The sequence below is a fragment of the Herbaspirillum lusitanum P6-12 genome (assembly GCF_000256565.1).
Classification (GTDB): domain Bacteria; phylum Pseudomonadota; class Gammaproteobacteria; order Burkholderiales; family Burkholderiaceae_D; genus Herbaspirillum; species Herbaspirillum lusitanum.
Genome location: NZ_AJHH01000466.1, coordinates 1 through 14,882, shown reverse-complemented (window position 1 = coordinate 14,882; position 14,882 = coordinate 1). Strand labels below are relative to the sequence as shown.

General features: G+C 61.9%; 13 protein-coding genes and 2 pseudogenes. 3 read left to right on the top strand and 12 right to left on the bottom strand.

Annotation, left to right across the window (positions count from 1 at the left end; genetic code table 11):
- From HLUSI_RS34210 to HLUSI_RS0115365, 9 genes and pseudogenes are all read right to left on the bottom strand, one after another.
- A pseudogene (locus HLUSI_RS34210) lies at nucleotides 1-188 on the bottom strand (hypothetical protein); the annotation flags it as partial.
- An 81-nt stretch (nucleotides 189-269) separates the two neighbouring features.
- On the bottom strand, nucleotides 270-671 hold the full coding sequence (locus HLUSI_RS0115400; RefSeq protein WP_016834832.1) for an SRPBCC family protein: 402 nt from the start codon (nucleotides 669-671) through the stop codon (nucleotides 270-272).
- Between the two features lie 135 nt (nucleotides 672-806).
- Nucleotides 807-1,948 (bottom strand): annotated as a pseudogene (locus tag HLUSI_RS28875) (BMP family ABC transporter substrate-binding protein).
- Between the two features lie 90 nt (nucleotides 1,949-2,038).
- Nucleotides 2,039-2,959, bottom strand: coding sequence for an ABC transporter permease (locus HLUSI_RS0115390; RefSeq protein WP_016834831.1), 921 nt, complete (start codon nucleotides 2,957-2,959; stop codon nucleotides 2,039-2,041).
- 12 nt (nucleotides 2,960-2,971) lie between these two features.
- Entirely contained in the window at nucleotides 2,972-4,072 is a 1,101-nt protein-coding gene (locus HLUSI_RS0115385; RefSeq protein ID WP_029363579.1) for an ABC transporter permease, read from the bottom strand.
- Nucleotides 4,065-5,630: an ABC transporter ATP-binding protein gene (locus HLUSI_RS0115380; RefSeq protein WP_029363578.1), complete on the bottom strand. Its 1,566-nt coding sequence runs from the start codon at nucleotides 5,628-5,630 to the stop codon at nucleotides 4,065-4,067. The genes HLUSI_RS0115385 and HLUSI_RS0115380 overlap by 8 nt, the downstream gene beginning before the upstream one ends.
- 120 nt (nucleotides 5,631-5,750) lie before the next feature.
- Nucleotides 5,751-6,542 carry an ABC transporter permease gene (locus HLUSI_RS0115375; RefSeq protein ID WP_016834828.1) on the bottom strand — a complete coding sequence of 264 codons (792 nt, stop codon included), beginning with the start codon at nucleotides 6,540-6,542 and terminating at the stop codon, nucleotides 5,751-5,753.
- Nucleotides 6,543-6,554: 12 nt separating this feature from the next.
- Entirely contained in the window at nucleotides 6,555-7,382 is an 828-nt protein-coding gene (locus HLUSI_RS0115370) for an ABC transporter ATP-binding protein (protein WP_016834827.1), read from the bottom strand.
- Nucleotides 7,379-8,410 (bottom strand): ABC transporter substrate-binding protein, encoded by a 1,032-nt coding sequence (locus HLUSI_RS0115365; RefSeq protein ID WP_016834826.1) that lies wholly within the window; start codon nucleotides 8,408-8,410, stop codon nucleotides 7,379-7,381. The genes HLUSI_RS0115370 and HLUSI_RS0115365 overlap by 4 nt, the downstream gene beginning before the upstream one ends.
- Before the next feature lie 705 nt (nucleotides 8,411-9,115).
- Between HLUSI_RS0115365 and HLUSI_RS0115360 the strand changes: the two genes are divergently transcribed.
- Together HLUSI_RS0115360 and HLUSI_RS0115355 are read left to right on the top strand one after the other, a co-directional pair.
- Nucleotides 9,116-9,952: an outer envelope protein gene (locus HLUSI_RS0115360; protein ID WP_029363575.1), complete on the top strand. Its 837-nt coding sequence runs from the start codon at nucleotides 9,116-9,118 to the stop codon at nucleotides 9,950-9,952.
- Between the two features lie 139 nt (nucleotides 9,953-10,091).
- Nucleotides 10,092-11,327, top strand: coding sequence for a urate hydroxylase PuuD (locus tag HLUSI_RS0115355; protein WP_016834824.1), 1,236 nt, complete (start codon nucleotides 10,092-10,094; stop codon nucleotides 11,325-11,327).
- A gap of 73 nt (nucleotides 11,328-11,400) precedes the next feature.
- On the opposite strand, the gene puuE is transcribed toward HLUSI_RS0115355, so the two are convergent.
- From puuE to HLUSI_RS32760, 3 genes are read right to left on the bottom strand one after another with little or no spacing between them, the layout of a single operon-like run.
- Nucleotides 11,401-12,339, bottom strand: coding sequence for an allantoinase PuuE (puuE, locus tag HLUSI_RS0115350; protein ID WP_016834823.1), 939 nt, complete (start codon nucleotides 12,337-12,339; stop codon nucleotides 11,401-11,403).
- Between the two features lie 29 nt (nucleotides 12,340-12,368).
- The gene (locus tag HLUSI_RS0115345; protein ID WP_016834822.1) at nucleotides 12,369-13,100 is read right to left on the bottom strand and encodes a GntR family transcriptional regulator; all 732 of its coding nucleotides are present in this window, start codon (nucleotides 13,098-13,100) and stop codon (nucleotides 12,369-12,371) included.
- Nucleotides 13,101-13,117: 17 nt separating this feature from the next.
- Nucleotides 13,118-13,366 carry a hypothetical protein gene (locus HLUSI_RS32760; protein WP_157137878.1) on the bottom strand — a complete coding sequence of 83 codons (249 nt, stop codon included), beginning with the start codon at nucleotides 13,364-13,366 and terminating at the stop codon, nucleotides 13,118-13,120.
- Between the two features lie 215 nt (nucleotides 13,367-13,581).
- On the opposite strand from HLUSI_RS32760, the gene HLUSI_RS0115335 reads away from it, so the two are divergent.
- Complete coding sequence (locus HLUSI_RS0115335; RefSeq protein ID WP_040503533.1) at nucleotides 13,582-14,838, top strand: M20/M25/M40 family metallo-hydrolase; 1,257 nt, start codon at nucleotides 13,582-13,584, stop codon at nucleotides 14,836-14,838.
- Nucleotides 14,839-14,882: the final 44 nt, after the last annotated feature.

The window sequence follows — 14,882 nt, the reverse complement described above, 5'->3', positions numbered from 1 at the left end:
AACCTGCTACCGAATAACATTATAATTGATATGTCCCTGAGGGCCTGGTCCAGCGCTGCCGGATCGGTTTCGTGCAGGATCGCGGAAATGGCGACCACCGTGGATATCTTGATGTCGATCGGTTTGCGAGCTTTTTGCATAAGTTGTTCAGTGCCCGCGTTTTCCCGGTGGGAAAACGGCAGGTTCATTGCGTTCGGGGGGATTCCGTCTGGCGCGGGGCCGGTGTTGGATTGGCATTATACAGTCAGCGCGGCGGCCGGATAAAGGCTTTAGGCTTCCAGCAAGGCCTTGAGCGCTTCAAGGTCGCGCGTCACCCAGGCGGTGTCTTCGTTGAATTTGTCATCGCTCATCCCGGGCTGACGGAACAGGGTGAAGGTCAGCTCGCAGCCGTCGCCGTTGGCCACTGCGCGCATGGGGATGACGACGCCGGCGCCCGACGCCAGGATCACCTCGTGGTCAAGCACGCCGAAGTCGTTGGCCGGCGCAAAACGGACTTCCAGCTTGCCTTCCGGCGTATCGGCGAACCATTTGCCGTCGACTTGATGAATGCCCTTGCCCAGGCCGGAAGCCCATTTCGGCATGTTTTCAGGATTGGCGACGAAGCGATACACGTCCTGTACGACGCGTTCGATGGTGACGTGCAGGAGACGGGTGGGAAGCGGCTTGGGCATGGCGGATCTCCTTGGGCAAGGAAGCCATTATGCCGCCGCGCAGGCAAAGCGGGTGCACAAAAAAATGCCGGAGACGCAGAGGCCTCCGGCAGATTGCTACATTGGCAAGTCGGATGAATCCGAAGAATCGGACGATCAGCCCGGTACCTTGCCTTCCACGCCTTCGACGTAGAACTTGACGCCATGCAGGAAGCCGTCATCGGCAACCGCATCCTTGGCGACCTGTTCCTTGCCGGTGTTGTCCTTGATCGGACCTTTCCAGATCGGCGCGGAACCGTCGGCGATGCCCTTCTTGCGCTCTTCGACCAGCGCCTTGACGTCGGCCGGCAGTTCAGGATTGAAGCCGCCCAGGTCGATGCCGTTTTCCTTCAGGCCGAGCCAGGTGGTGTCGGTCTTCCACGAACCGTCGAGCACCGCCTGGACGCGCGCCGTGTAGTACACGCCCCAGTTGATCATCGACGCCGCCAGGTGAGCCTTCGGGCCGAAGCTGGTCATGTCGCTGTCCCAGCCGAATGCGTAGACGCCTTTTTCTTGCGCAGTCTGGACGACGGCGGCGGAATCGGTGTTTTGCATCAGCACGTCGACGCCCTGGCCGATCAGCGTGGTGGCGGCCTCACGTTCCTTGCCCGGATCGAACCACTTGTTGACCCAGACCACGCGCGCGTGGTGGCTTTCGGATTGATCGAGCGCGCGCCCAGCGTGAAGGCGTCGATGTTGCGGACCACTTCAGGAATCGGCACCGAAGCGACCACGCCCAGCTTGCCCGACTTGCTCATCTTGCCGGCGACCACGCCTGCCAGGTAAGCGCCTTCATAGGTGCGCACGTCGTATTGCGCCAGGTTGTCGGCGGTCTTGAAGCCGGTGGCGTGTTCGAATTTGACGTCCGGGAATTCCTTGGCGACCTTCAGCATCGCTTCCATGTAGCCGAAGGTAGTGCCGAAGATCAGCTTGTTGCCGTCGGTGGCCAGCTGGCGCATTACGCGCTCGGCGTCGGCCGCCGACTCGGGGACGTTTTCGACGAAGGTGGTCTTGACCTTGTCGCCGAACTTGGCCTCGACCGCCTTGCGGCCGTTGTCGTGGGCGAAGGTCCAGCCGGCGTCGCCGACCGGGCCGATGTAGACGAAGGCAACCTTCAGCGGTTCGGCTGCGGCCGGCGCTGCAGCAGCAGGCGCAGGTGCGGCGGCGGGAGTTGCTTCTTCTTTTTTGCCGCAGCCGATCAAGGTGGCGGCGGCCAGCGTGGCGAGCATCGCAATCGATGCCCTGCGCGAAATCTTCATACTTTCTCTCCCTGGTGAAAAATCAATCGAATCAATTAAAAAAATAATGTGCAAAAACGAGCAGGCAAAAACAAGAAACAAACAACGAAATCAGGATGCGCCCGGGCGGAACGGCTTGCCCAGCGAAGCCGGCATGTTCAGGCGAATCCAGTCCGGATTGCGCGAGATCAGCGCCAGCACCACGATGGTGGCGACGTAGGGCAGCATCGACAGGATCTGCGACGGAATCGTCACGCCGACGCCCTGCAGATAGAACTGCAGAATCGTCACGCCGCCGAACAGCAGCGAACCCAGCAAGACCCGTGCCGGACGCCAGGTGGCGAAGGCCGTCAAGGCCAGCGCGATCCAGCCGCGCCCGGACACCAGACCCTCCACCCACATCGGCGTATAGACCAGCGACAGGTAAGCGCCGGCCAGGCCGCAGCAGGCGCCGCCGAACAGCAGCGCGAGGAAGCGGATGCCGCGTACCGAATAGCCCAGCGCATGCGCCGACTCGGGCGACTCGCCGACTGCGCGCAGGATCAGGCCGGCGCGCGTGCGGTACAGGAACCAGGCAATCGCCGCGCACAGCAGCAGCGCGACATAGGCCATCCAGTGCTGGGTGAAGAAGGCCGGGCCGACGAAGGGAAGATTGTTCAGGCCGGGAACACCGGTGCTTTGCGACGGCAGCGCCAGGCCGACGAAACGCTGGCCGATGAACGCCGACAAGCCGGCGCCGAAGATCGACAGCGCCAGTCCGGTGGCGACCTGGTTGGTCGCCAGGACCAACGCCAGCCACGAGAACAGCGTCGCCATCAGCATGCCGCACAGCGCGCCGGCGAGGAAGCCCAGCAGCGGGCTCCTGGTGGTGTAGCCGACCGCGAAACCGGCGATGGCGGCGACCAGCATCATGCCTTCCGCGCCGAGGTTGAGCACGCCGGCGCGTTCGTTGATCAGCAGGCCGATGGCCGCCAGCAGCAACGGCGTGCCGGCGTTGATCGAGGCCGCGATGAGGGGAGCGAGTTGGTCCATGTGTCGTATTCCTTAAGCTTGCTGTTTCCAGCGCAAGCGATAGTCGATCAGCGTGTCGCACGCCAGCAGCAGGAACAGCAGCATGCCCTGGAACACGCCCGTGATCGCCGACGGCAGGCCCAGGCGCGATTGCGCCAGCTCGCCGCCCAGGTACAGCAGCGACATGATCAGTCCGCCGAACACCGCGCCGATCGGATGCAGGCGGCCGATGAAGGCGACGATGATTGCCGCGAAGCCATAGCCCGGCGACACCGACGGCAACAGCTGGCCGATCGGCCCGGCGATTTCAAACGCTCCCGCCAAGCCGGCGAAGCCGCCCGAAATCAGCAGCGACACCCATAGCGCATTGCGGCTGGAAAAACCGGCGTAGCGCGCGGCGTGAGGGGCGACGCCGCCGACCATCAGCGAGAAGCCGCGGAAGCTGCGCATCATGAACACCGCCATCACGATCGCCGCCACGATGGTCACGGCAAAGCCGATGTGCAGGCGCGTTCCGCTCATCAGCATCGGCAGCATGAATTCGCTGGAGAAAACTTTCGACTGCGGGAAGTTCATGCCGTTGGGATCCTTCAACGGACCGTTGACGGCATACATCAGCAACAGTTGCGCGACATAGGTCAGCATCAGCGACACCAGGATTTCATTGGCGTTGAACTTGTCGCGCAAGAGCGCCGTGATGCCGGCCCAGAATGCGCCGCCGATCACGCCGGCGACGATCATCAGGATCAGTCCGAGACCGCCCGGAATCGCGTGGTCGGGCACGTCGATCCACACCAGCATGGCGCCCGCGCACAAGGCGCCGACGGTGAACTGGCCTTCGGCGCCGATGTTCCAGATGCTGGCGCGGAAGCACACGGCAAGGCCCAGCGCGCACAGGATCAGCGGAACCGATTTCAGCAGCAGTTCGCTGATGGCGCGCCTGCTGCTGAACGGATCCACCAGGAAGACCTTGAGCCCGGCAATCGGATCCTTGCCCAGCGCCATGAACAGCAACGCGCCGAGCAACAGCGTCAGGATGATGGCGATGACCGGCGACAGATAGGTCATGCGGCGCGACGGGACGCCGCGCAGTTCGAGCCGGAACGGAAGCGAGGTGAACATTGCCTTAGCCATGTGCAGCCTCCGCAGCGGCGTTCGGTGCAGGCGGCGCATCATCGTTCCACAAGCCGCTCATCCACAAGCCGACCTGCTCGCGCGTAGCCTGTTCAATCGGGATGGAAGGCGACAAGCGTCCCTTGGCGATCACATGCAGGCGGTCGCACAGGACGAACAATTCGTCGAGTTCTTCGGAGATCACCAGCACGGCACAGCCTTCTTGTTTGAGCGCCAGGATTTCGGCATGGATTTGCGCGGCGGCGCCGACGTCGACGCCCCAAGTCGGTTGCGCGACGATGAAGACACCGGGTTTGCGCTCCATCTCGCGGCCGACGATGAACTTCTGCAGGTTGCCGCCGGACAGGCTTTTCGCCAGCGCATCGGGACCGCCGGCCTTGACCTTGAAGCGCTCGATGATGGCGGCGGCGACCTTGCGCGTGTAGGCGAAGTCGATCATGCCGTGTTTCACGTACGGGACTTTCTGATGCGACAGCAGCATGTTGGCCGACAGGCTCAGTGTCGGCACGGCGCCGCGACCGAGGCGTTCTTCCGGCACCAGGCCGAGGCCCTTGGCGCGGCGCGGATTCGGCGCCAGGTGACCGACGGCGCTGCCGCCCAGCATGATCATGTTGGGCGCGGCGCGCTGGTCTTCGCCGGACAGCGCCGCCAGCAGTTCCTGCTGGCCGTTGCCGGACACGCCGGCGATGCCGACGATCTCGCCGGCGCGCACTTCGCATTCGATGTCTTTGAGTTCGGTGGCGAACAGATGCGCCTTGGGCAGGCACAGGCGATTGACGTGCAGCTTGCGCTCGTTGCGTTGCGACTCTGGATTCCGTTCACGGCGCAGACGCACCAGTTCTTCGCCGATCATCATGCGCGACAGGCCGGCGCTGGTTTCATTGCGCGGGTCGCAGGTGCCGGTCACGCGGCCGCCGCGCATCACGGTGGCGCTGTGGCACAGCGCGCGGATCTCGTCGAGCTTGTGGCTGATGTAGAGGATGCTGCAGCCTTCGTCGGCCAGCAAGCGCAGCGTGACGAACAGTTTCTCGACCGCCTGCGGCGTCAGCACCGAAGTCGGTTCGTCGAGGATCAGCAATTGCGGGTTGGTGAGCAGCGCGCGCACGATTTCCACGCGCTGGCGTTCGCCCACCGACAGCGTGTGGACGTGGCGATTGGGTTCCAGCTCGAGGCCGTATTTTTCACCGGTCTGGCGGATGCGCGCGACCAGATCCTGCATGTCGGTGTCGGCGTCGAGGCCGAGCGCGATGTTTTCCGCCACGGTCAGCGTGTCGAACAGCGAGAAGTGCTGGAACACCATGGCGATGCCGAGCTTGCGCGCGATCTGCGGATTGGCGATGTGCGCCAGTGCGCCGTTCCAGTAGATTTCGCCGGCGTCGGGCTTGACGGTGCCGAAGATGATCTTCATCAGGGTCGACTTGCCGGCGCCGTTCTCGCCGAGCACGGCATGGATCTCGCCGGGCGCGACGCTCAGGTTGATGTCGTCGTTGGCCAGCACTCCCGGGTAGGTCTTGCGGATATGCGCTATTTGCAGGCGCGCAGGCGACGTTGCGGTCACGGTTTTCCCCTAGCAGAAACGGCGCGGCGTGGCGCGCGTTTCAGGTTATTCAAATGATCTGCGGAATTTACCATAGCCAAATAAGCCGGATTGTCGACAATCGGAGAAATTGCAAAAATATCACGCGCGGTTGCCGCCGTCGCGACCCCGATGCGCCCAGCGCGTGGTGCGTTTTTCGATGATCGCGAACAGCTCGTACATGGCCATCGCCATCGCGCCGATGACAACCAGCCCGGCAAAGGCCAGCGGCATCTTCATCGACGAGCCGGCCGAGACCAGCAGGTAGCCGATGCCTTCGTTGGAGGCGTTCATCTCCGACACGGTCGAGCCGACGAAAGCCAGCGTGATGGCGACCTTCAACGACGCGAAGAAATACGGCAGCGAGCGCGGCATGCCGACCTTGAGCAGGATGTCCATGCGTTTGGCGCCGAGCACGCGCAGCACGTCTTCCAGTTCCGGCTCCAGGGTCGCCAGACCGGTGGCGATGTTGACCATGATCGGGAAGAAGGAAATCAGGAAAGCCGTCAGGATCGCCGGGCCGGCGCCGATGCCGAACCACACTACCAGCACCGGCACGAAGGCGGCTTTGGGAAGTGCATTGAACGCCGTCATCAATGGATAGGCTGCGGCATACAGCAGCGGCGACGAGCCGATCAGGAAGCCCAGCGACACGCCGACCGCGACCGCGATGGCGAAGCCCACCATGGTGACCCAGAAAGTCGACAGTGCGTGATGCGCAATCGGACCGGCGAATTCGATCATGGCCTCGATGATCGCCATCGGGCTCGGGAAGATGAACTCGGACACGTCCAGCGCGCTGCAGACGATTTGCCAGACCACCAGGATCGCCAGCAGCAATATCCACGGCGCCATCGTGCGCGCGGCCTGGTTCAGGGAAGAAGTTTTTTTCATGGTCGCCTCGGCTTAAGTATTTCTGACGCGGCCGATATGCTCGCGCAACTCGTGCACCAGGGCGTTGAAGGGATCGGTGTAGGTGAGCTCCAGTTCGCGCGGACGCGGCAGCGGATTTTCCTTGCGCGCCACGATGCGGCCGGGGCGTTTGCTCATCACATAAATGGTGTCGGCCAGGAAGGCGGCTTCGCGCAGATCGTGGGTCACCAGGATGACGTTGAATTTGCGCTCGGTCCACAGGTCGCGCAGCACGCACCACAGCTCTTCGCGCGTGAAGGCGTCGAGCGCGCCGAACGGTTCGTCCAGCAGCAGCATCCTCGGTTCGTGGATCAGTGCGCGGCAGATCGACGCGCGTTGCTGCATGCCGCCCGACAGTTCCCACGGGAACTTGTCGGCATAGCCGTCGAGGCCGACCGTCTTGAGCAACTTGAGCGCACGCTCGGCGTACTGCGCCTTGTTCTTCTTGAAGTCGCGCCGATACGGTTCGACGATTTCCAGCGGCAGCAGCACGTTGTCGAGCGTGGTGCGCCACGGCAGCAGCGTCGGCGCCTGGAAGGCCATGCCGACGAATTTGAGCGGACCGGTGACGTCGGCGCCGGCGATGGAGATGCTGCCGCGCGTGGGACGTTTCAGGCCGGTCGCCAGCTTCATGAAGGTCGACTTGCCGCAGCCGGACGGGCCGACGATGGCGATGAATTCTCCCTGTTTGGTTTGCAGGGAAATGTCTTCGACCGCGAATTCGTCGGAGCCGTCGTAGGACAGGAAGACGCGGCGGAAGTCGATGAAAGTGTCGGCCGAAGCGTCCACAGCTGCTTCAATAGTGTCGGCGTGCAAGGTCATTTCCCGAACACGTTGAGCAGTTCTTTGGATGGCAGGTAAGCCGGGGTCCAGATCTTTTCCGCATTGACGCGGGTCTTGGTGCCGTAGGCGTCCGACACTTGCGAGGCCATCAGCGTCAGGCGCGGCAGGAACACCTGGCCGTAACCTTCGGCCTTGGCGTGCGGCGTGGCGATGGCGCTGGAGATGGCCAGCTTGAGGCGGCGCAGTTCCAGCTTCGCGTCGATCAGGCCGTCGCGTTCCTTGAGCACCTTGATGGCGGCTTCGGGATCGGCCAGCACGTCCTTGGTGGCCTTGGCGAAGGCGCGCAGGAAACCCCTGAGCGCTTCCGGATTGGTCTTCATCAGGCTTTCATTGGCGATGATGGCGTTGCCGTACAGCTTGACGCCATAGTCGGGATACATCATCACATTGATGTCCGCATCCTTGATGCCGCGAGCGTTCAGGTTCAGCAGCGAGGTGAAATAGAAGCCGGTGATGGCGTCGACGTCGCCGCGCGCCAGCATGGTTTCACGCAGCGGCGGATCCATGCTGATCCAATTGGCCTTGGAGGCGTCCAGGCCGTTGGCCTTGGCGAAGATCGGATAGCCGCGGCGGCCGGCGTCGAACACCGGCGAGCCCAGCTTCTTGCCAGCCAGGTCGGCCGGCGTCTTGATGCCGGTTTTCTTGAGCGAGAAAATCGCTGCGGGCGTGTCGTTGTAGACCATCATCACGGCCATCGGCTTGCCCGGCGAACCCGGGTTGTTGGCGGTGAATTCCATCAGCGCCGCCATGTCGGCAAAGCCCATGTCGTAAGTGCCCGACGCCACGCGATTGACGGCGTTGCCCGAGCCGCTGCCGGCGTCGATGACGACGTCCAGTTTCTCCTGCGCGAAATAACCCTTGGACTTGGCCACCAGGAACAGCGCCGACGGACCTTCAAAGCGCCAGTCGAGCTGGAACTTGATCTTGGTTTCCTGCGCAAAAGAGGCCGAACAGGCGGCGCTGAGCAGCAGTGCGGCGGTGAACTTGAAGAGCTTGTTGGCATGCATGGCGGGCTTCCCGTTGGTTATTCAGTGGATGACTCAGTTGGTCGGTCGATCGAGGCACAGGTGAAGAGATGTCGCCAATGCGCTTCGATTTTGTTATCAGGTTTCTACAAACGATGTCTCGTTGAAAAGCATTTACTGTGCCAAGAACCTCGCACGGCAGCGACAGCGAAGGCAGCGCTGCGGCCGGCCCGCGGCCGGGCTTTATTTTGTCGACAATCCAAAATTTCATTTGCGACAATTTGGTGCTTTGCTGCACCGCTCTAGCAAGAGCTGCACTAAAAACAGTATTCTTACGCCCCCGTAAGCCTTGTAAACAGCGGTGTTTGTCGATAAACAGGTTTAGTACTGTCGTTCTATATTTTGTCGACAATCTTCCGTTGCAACCATCTCAAGGGCATGCCGGGGCGGGCTGTTTTCCACTCTGCGCAGCGACTCAGGCCGCTGCGGGGACGTCTTCTTCTCCGGGTTCATTTTTTTGCCTGGCTGTCGCGTCCGCGGCCGCATTGTCGACAGTTTTGCGCCGTCTTGTTTTCGGCTGGCATGGCGTTTGCATTGATGGACCCGGCGGATTGCGCATCGGTGTTTGCCGGGTGCGATGCCAGACCAGTTGGACATGGGTGAGCAAATGAAGGAGCGCGCGTTACCTCCGTGACGAGCGATGGGATCCGGATTTATTTTTCAATGAAACGCAAAGGGAGAAAACGTATGAAGAAGAGTGCAATGGGGATGTGCTTGACTACCGCAGCGCTGGCTGTGTCGGCCATGGGCAGCATGTCGGCCAACGCCGCCGAATGGGCCGACAATTCGATCGGTATTCGCTACGGTACGCAATTTGCCGAGCCGTTCAATTCGCAAGACATCGCAAAAAAAATCGTCAACTTTACGCATGCCAGCGGCTACAAATACGGCACCAACTACCTGAACGTCGATTTGCTGATGTCGGATAGCAAAGACGCCGAATCGCAAGAAGCCTATATTGTTTATCGCCATACGCTGGATATCGGCAAGGTCGCCGGCAAGGATCTCTCTTTCGGCCCTGCGCGGGGTTTTGGCCTGACCGCAGGTTTTGACTGGAACACTAAAAACGATCCCGGCTACAGCTCGCGCAAGCGCATGATCGTTGCCGGTCCGACGGTGATGCTGGATGTTCCGGGCTTCCTCAACATCAGCCTGCTGGCGCTGTGGGAAAGCAATCAGCCGCTCAACAACGGCGTGCGCATGAGCAGCCGTTACTCCTATGACACGCATCCAATGCTGAACGCCGCCTGGGGTATCCCGTTCGGCACCAGCGGTTTCGCCTTTGAAGGCTACGTGAACTACATCGCCGCCAAGGGCAAGAACGAATTCGGCGGCGGCACTGCGCCCGAGCTGAACTTCGACGGCCAGATCATGTACGACGTCGGCATGCCTATGGGCATGGGCAAGAACACCTTCCGCGTCGGTCTGGAATATCAATACTGGCGCAACAAGTTCGGCAACCCGCACAACGTCCCGGGTTCCCTGGCCAAGACGCCGATGATCCGCGCCGAATACCACTTCTAAGCGTTTCTGCGGGCATGCCGATGTGGGCGTCACTTCGGCATGCCCAGTTCCTTCGGTGCCGGGTCCTTGGATCCGGCATTTTTTTCGACGTCAGTAATGGTATAAACAATTCCGGTATCGACTCACTACGCGGGGCGCAATGGAAGCATACATTTTCGACTGGCTCAATCTCTTGCTGCGCTGGCTGCACGTCATCACGGCGATTGCCTGGATCGGCTCATCGTTCTACTTCGTCTGGCTCGACAACAGCCTGACCCGGCCGGACGATCCCGCGCTGCTCGGGAAAGGCGTCGGCGGCGAGCTATGGGCGGTGCACGGCGGCGGTTTCTACAATCCACAGAAATACCTGCTGGCGCCGAAGACGCTGCCGCAAAACCTGCACTGGTTTTTCTGGGAGTCGTACAGCACCTGGCTGTCCGGCTTCGCGCTGTTCTCGGTGCTGTATCTGTTCAATGCTGGCACCTTCCTGGTCGACAAGCACGTGCTCGACATGACTGCGACCACCGCGGTGCTGGCGGCGCTGGCCAACCTGATTGCGGGCTGGCTGGTGTATGACGCCATCTGCCGTGTGTTCGGCGACAAGCCGGGCGGCGACCGCGTGGTCGGCGTGCTGGTCACGCTCTATGTCGTCGCTGCGGTCTGGGTGGCGTGCCATGTGTTTTCGGGACGCGCGGCCTTCCTCATGACCGGCGCCTCGCTGGCCACCGTGATGAGCGCCAACGTGCTGTTCTGGATCATCCCCGGCCAGCGCAAGATGGTGGCGTCGATGCGTGCGGGGCAGAGTCCGGACCCCATCCACGGCAAGCGCGGCAAGCAGCGCAGCGTGCACAACACGTACTTCACGCTGCCGGTGATCTTCGCGATGCTGTCGAATCACTACAGCATGACTTACAGCGCCGGCAACAACTGGCTGGTGCTGCTGCTGATCATGCTGGCCGGCGTGCTGATCCGGCAGTTCTTTGTGTTGCGGCACAAGGGGGTCTATAACTGGTGGTATCCGGGGATTGCTGTGGGCTTGCTGCTGGCGGTGATTGTCTGGATGAGTCCTTTGATGCAGGCTAGGCCGGTTGTGGTTGCTGCTTCCTCTTCCTCTTCCTCTTCCTCTTCTTCCTCCGAGGGAGGGGCGTTTGCTCAGGTGCAGCAGGTCATTCAGGCGCGCTGCATCCAATGCCACGCGGCCAAACCGACGCTGATGCCGGTGCCGGGCAAGGGCATCCTGCTCGACAGCAAGGACGGCGTGTTGCAGCATGCGCAGCAGATCTACCAGCAAGCCGTGGTGCAAAAGGCCATGCCGCTGGGGAACATGACCAACATCACCGACGACGAACGGGCCCTGTTGGGCAAGTGGTTCGAGGCAGGCGCCAAGGGCGAATGATCAGGTGGCAGGCGTAGGAAAGTAAAAAGGCTGAACGCGGTGTTCAGCCTTTTTTGATTCTCCGGAAATCCGTTCAGCCGGCGTAAGGATGCTGCTCGCGCCAATGGTTGGCGATGTCGATGCGGCGACAGATCCACACGCGCTCATGCGACTGCACGTAGTCGAGGAAACGCTGCAACGCGGCAAAGCGGCCCGGTCGGCCGAGCAGGCGGCAATGCATGCCGACCGACAGCATCTTTGGGGCTTCCTCGCCCTCCGCGTACAGTACGTCGAAGCTGTCCTTCAGGTATTGGAAGAACTGCTCGCCGGTGTTGAAGCCCTGCGGCGTGGCGAAGCGCATGTCGTTGCTGTCGAGCGTGTAGGGCACGACCAGATGCGCTTGCTCGCTGCCGTCGGCCAGCGCCACCCGGGTCCAGAACGGCAGGTCGTCGCCGTAGTAATCGGAGTCGTAGGCGAAGCCGCCGTGCTCGACCACCAGCCGGCGTGTATTGGGCGAATCGCGGCCGGTGTACCAGCCTTGCGGATGCATGCCGGTCAGCTCGCGGAAAATCTCGACCGCAGCACGCATGTGTTCGCGCTCGGTCTCGATATCCATGTTCTGATAGTGGATCCAGCGCAGACCGTGGCAGGCGATCTCGTGACCCAGTTCGACGAAGGCCCGGGTCACTTCCGGATGGCGTTGCAGCGCCATGGCGATGCCGAATACCGTGAGCGGCAGCCGGCGCTTTTCGAATTCGCGCAGGATGCGCCAGACGCCGACGCGCGAGCCGTATTCATAGATCGACTCCATCGACAGGTGGCGCGCCGGATAGGCGGCCGCGCCGATGATTTCAGACAGGAATTGCTCCGAGGCCGGGTCGCCGTGCAGCACGGAATTCTCGCCGCCTTCTTCATAGTTCAGCACAAACTGCACTGCGATCCGGGCGCGGCCCGGCCAGTTGGCGTGAGGGACGTTGCGGCCGTAGCCGATCAGGTCGCGCGGATAATTGCCTGCTGCTGGTATGTGTTGCATGTGTTCTTTTGAAATGAAGAAGACGGTGTTCAGGTGCTCTTGCCCAGCACCGATCGCAAATCGAAGTGATCGTCGTCGCTGGGGCGGACCCTGTCTTCACACAAGTGCAAATGGTGTGCCATGTGTTCCTGCGCCTGGGCGATGTCGCCGTTTTCGAGCGCCGCCAGCACGGTGTCGTGTTCGTCGAAGGAGCAGGCATTGTGTCCAGGCGCCTCGGTCTTGGCGATCATCAGCGTGGTGCGCGAGACCAGCTTGCGCAACGTGTCGACCAGCAGCGCATTGCCGGTCAGCTCGGCCAGTGCCAGGTGGAACTGCGCCGACAGGCGGATCCAGCGCGGCCGGTCGCCGGTCAGGTAGGAGTTGCGCTCTTCCTCGACCATCTTGCGCAGGCCGGCGATCTGGCGCGTGCTGGCTTCGCGGCCGACCTTGTCGAGCACCGCGTATTCGATGATATTGCGCAGCTCGAACATGTCCTTGACCTCGGCATGCGAAGGGCTGGCGATGAAGGCGCCGCGGTTGGCTTCGAGGTCGACCATGCCTTCGGTGGCCAGGCGCGACAGCACCTTGCGCACGGTGTGCCGGGCGGTATCGTAAATCTGGCACAGGACCTGCTCAGTGAGCTTGGTGCGCGGCGGCAGGCGATGTTCCATGATGGCGTCGTAGATGTCCTGGTAGAGGCGCTCCTCGACGGCCGGCGAATGATCGCGGACCGCGGGATGCGAAGCCAGGGGCGAGCGGGATGTCTTGCTTGGTTTGGTCATGGCAGGAATAGACGGCATCAAGGGTTGAACGGAAGCGACGGCTTGTTTGCGACGATGCAGGAGTCATACCGGCGGCCGGCATTGTCGACAATGGGAAAAACGATCTGCAACAATTTGGTGAGATTGCGCACCAAAATCGACGCGGCGGCGCGCGACATGCACCACCGGTAACGCGCTGCAGTGATTGTTCCGTCGCACTTTGCGGGCGTCATTGCCGCAGCAACCGCGCGATGGCAATTGTCGACAATCATTTGTGTATTTTTCATCGGATATTGCCCATGCATTTTGACAACGACATTCCTTCCCATGCAAGAAGCGTACTTGCTGCCCGTTTTTGCCGGACGCGGGCGATGGCCAAAGAATAAACAGGGACTGAACAAAGATTGAACGCCCGCGGCGCAAGTCTTCTACATCTACAATCACGTATGCGGTTTTTACAGCAGTCTCCGGTACTTCTCAGTTTTCTTTTACAGGTCATCTCATGCCGTCTTCATTGCAACAATCCGTAGTTACCTTCCTTGATGCGGAACACGCCGCGCAAACACGTTTCCTGCAGGAACTGGTGCGGGTGCCGTCCGACAATCCGCCCGGCGATTGCGCTGCGCACGCCGCACGCGCCCAAGTCTTGCTGGAGCAACTGGGTTTCGACGTGGAAGTGCACGTGGTGCCGGATGAGCTGGTCAAGGCCAACGGCATGATCTCGGCCGCCAACCTGATCGTGCGCAAGCGCTTCGGCAGCGGCGGCCCGACCATCGCGCTGAACGCCCATGGCGACGTGGTGCCGCCCGGCCTCGGCTGGAGCAAGGATCCCTACGGCGGCGAAATCGTCCAGGACGCCGAACACGGTCCCGTCATGTACGGCCGCGGCGTGGCGGTGTCGAAGTCGGATTTCGCCACGTACACCTGGGCGCTGCTGGCGCTGATCGCGGCGGAGAAAAATGGCGCTGCGCTCAACGGCGCCATCGAACTGCAATTTACTCATGACGAAGAAGCCGGTGGCGACATCGGTCCCAAATGGATTCTCGAGCAAGGCCTGAGCAAGCCCGACTACGCGGTCTCGGCCGGCTTTGCCTACGGCATCACCTCCGCGCACAACGGCTGTCTGCATCTGGAAGTTACCGTCAAGGGCAAGCAGGCGCACGCCGCGATGCCGCACACCGGCATCGACGCCATCGAAGCGGCGACCGGCATCCTGCAGGCGCTGTACGCCTATCGTGCGGAACTGGCGGAAAAGAAATCGGCCGTCGCCGGCATTGATCACGCCACGCTCAACGTCGGCCTGATCAAGGGCGGGATCAATACCAACGTGGTGCCGGATCTGGCGAGCTTCCGGCTCGATCGCCGCATGATTCCGGAAGAAGCGGGCTTCGACGCCGAAGGCGATCTGCGCCGCGTGGTCGACGCCGCTGCGGCGCGTTATCCGGGCATCGAAGCCGGCGTGCAGCGCATCCTGCTGGCCGAGCCCCTGGCCGAACTGCCGGGTGTGGAAAAGCTGATCGGCGCCTTCAGCCGCAATGCCGAAGCCATCCTGGGCGAGCCGGTCAAGGCCCACGGCGTGCCGCTGTACACCGACGCGCGTCATTACACCAGGCAAGGTGTTCCGACGATCCTGTACGGCGCCGGTCCGCGCACGCTGATGGAGGCGCGCGGTCACAATTCGGATGAAAACCTGCGCCTCAATGATTTGTTGAAAGCCACCAAGGTGGTGACGCTGGCGCTGGCGGAGTTGCTGCAATAATCTTTCGCTGAAAAGAAAAACGGCGCCGCGATCATCTGGTCGCT

What these genes read in the sequence shown, in the direction of transcription:
- HLUSI_RS0115345 (WP_016834822.1), bottom strand. Translation starts at nt 13,100, where the DNA reads ATGACCAAACCAAGCAAGACATCCCGCTCGCCCCTGGCTTCGCATCCC.
- HLUSI_RS0115390 (WP_016834831.1), bottom strand. Translation starts at nt 2,959, where the DNA reads ATGGACCAACTCGCTCCCCTCATCGCGGCCTCGATCAACGCCGGCACG.
- HLUSI_RS0115355 (WP_016834824.1), top strand. Translation starts at nt 10,092, where the DNA reads ATGGAAGCATACATTTTCGACTGGCTCAATCTCTTGCTGCGCTGGCTG.
- HLUSI_RS0115375 (WP_016834828.1), bottom strand. Translation starts at nt 6,542, where the DNA reads ATGAAAAAAACTTCTTCCCTGAACCAGGCCGCGCGCACGATGGCGCCG.
- HLUSI_RS0115365 (WP_016834826.1), bottom strand. Translation starts at nt 8,410, where the DNA reads ATGCATGCCAACAAGCTCTTCAAGTTCACCGCCGCACTGCTGCTCAGC.
- HLUSI_RS0115370 (WP_016834827.1), bottom strand. Translation starts at nt 7,382, where the DNA reads ATGACCTTGCACGCCGACACTATTGAAGCAGCTGTGGACGCTTCGGCC.
- HLUSI_RS0115335 (WP_040503533.1), top strand. Translation starts at nt 13,582, where the DNA reads ATGCCGTCTTCATTGCAACAATCCGTAGTTACCTTCCTTGATGCGGAA.
- HLUSI_RS0115400 (WP_016834832.1), bottom strand. Translation starts at nt 671, where the DNA reads ATGCCCAAGCCGCTTCCCACCCGTCTCCTGCACGTCACCATCGAACGC.
- puuE (WP_016834823.1), bottom strand. Translation starts at nt 12,339, where the DNA reads ATGCAACACATACCAGCAGCAGGCAATTATCCGCGCGACCTGATCGGC.
- HLUSI_RS0115360 (WP_029363575.1), top strand. Translation starts at nt 9,116, where the DNA reads ATGAAGAAGAGTGCAATGGGGATGTGCTTGACTACCGCAGCGCTGGCT.
- HLUSI_RS0115385 (WP_029363579.1), bottom strand. Translation starts at nt 4,072, where the DNA reads ATGGCTAAGGCAATGTTCACCTCGCTTCCGTTCCGGCTCGAACTGCGC.
- HLUSI_RS32760 (WP_157137878.1), bottom strand. Translation starts at nt 13,366, where the DNA reads ATGAAAAATACACAAATGATTGTCGACAATTGCCATCGCGCGGTTGCT.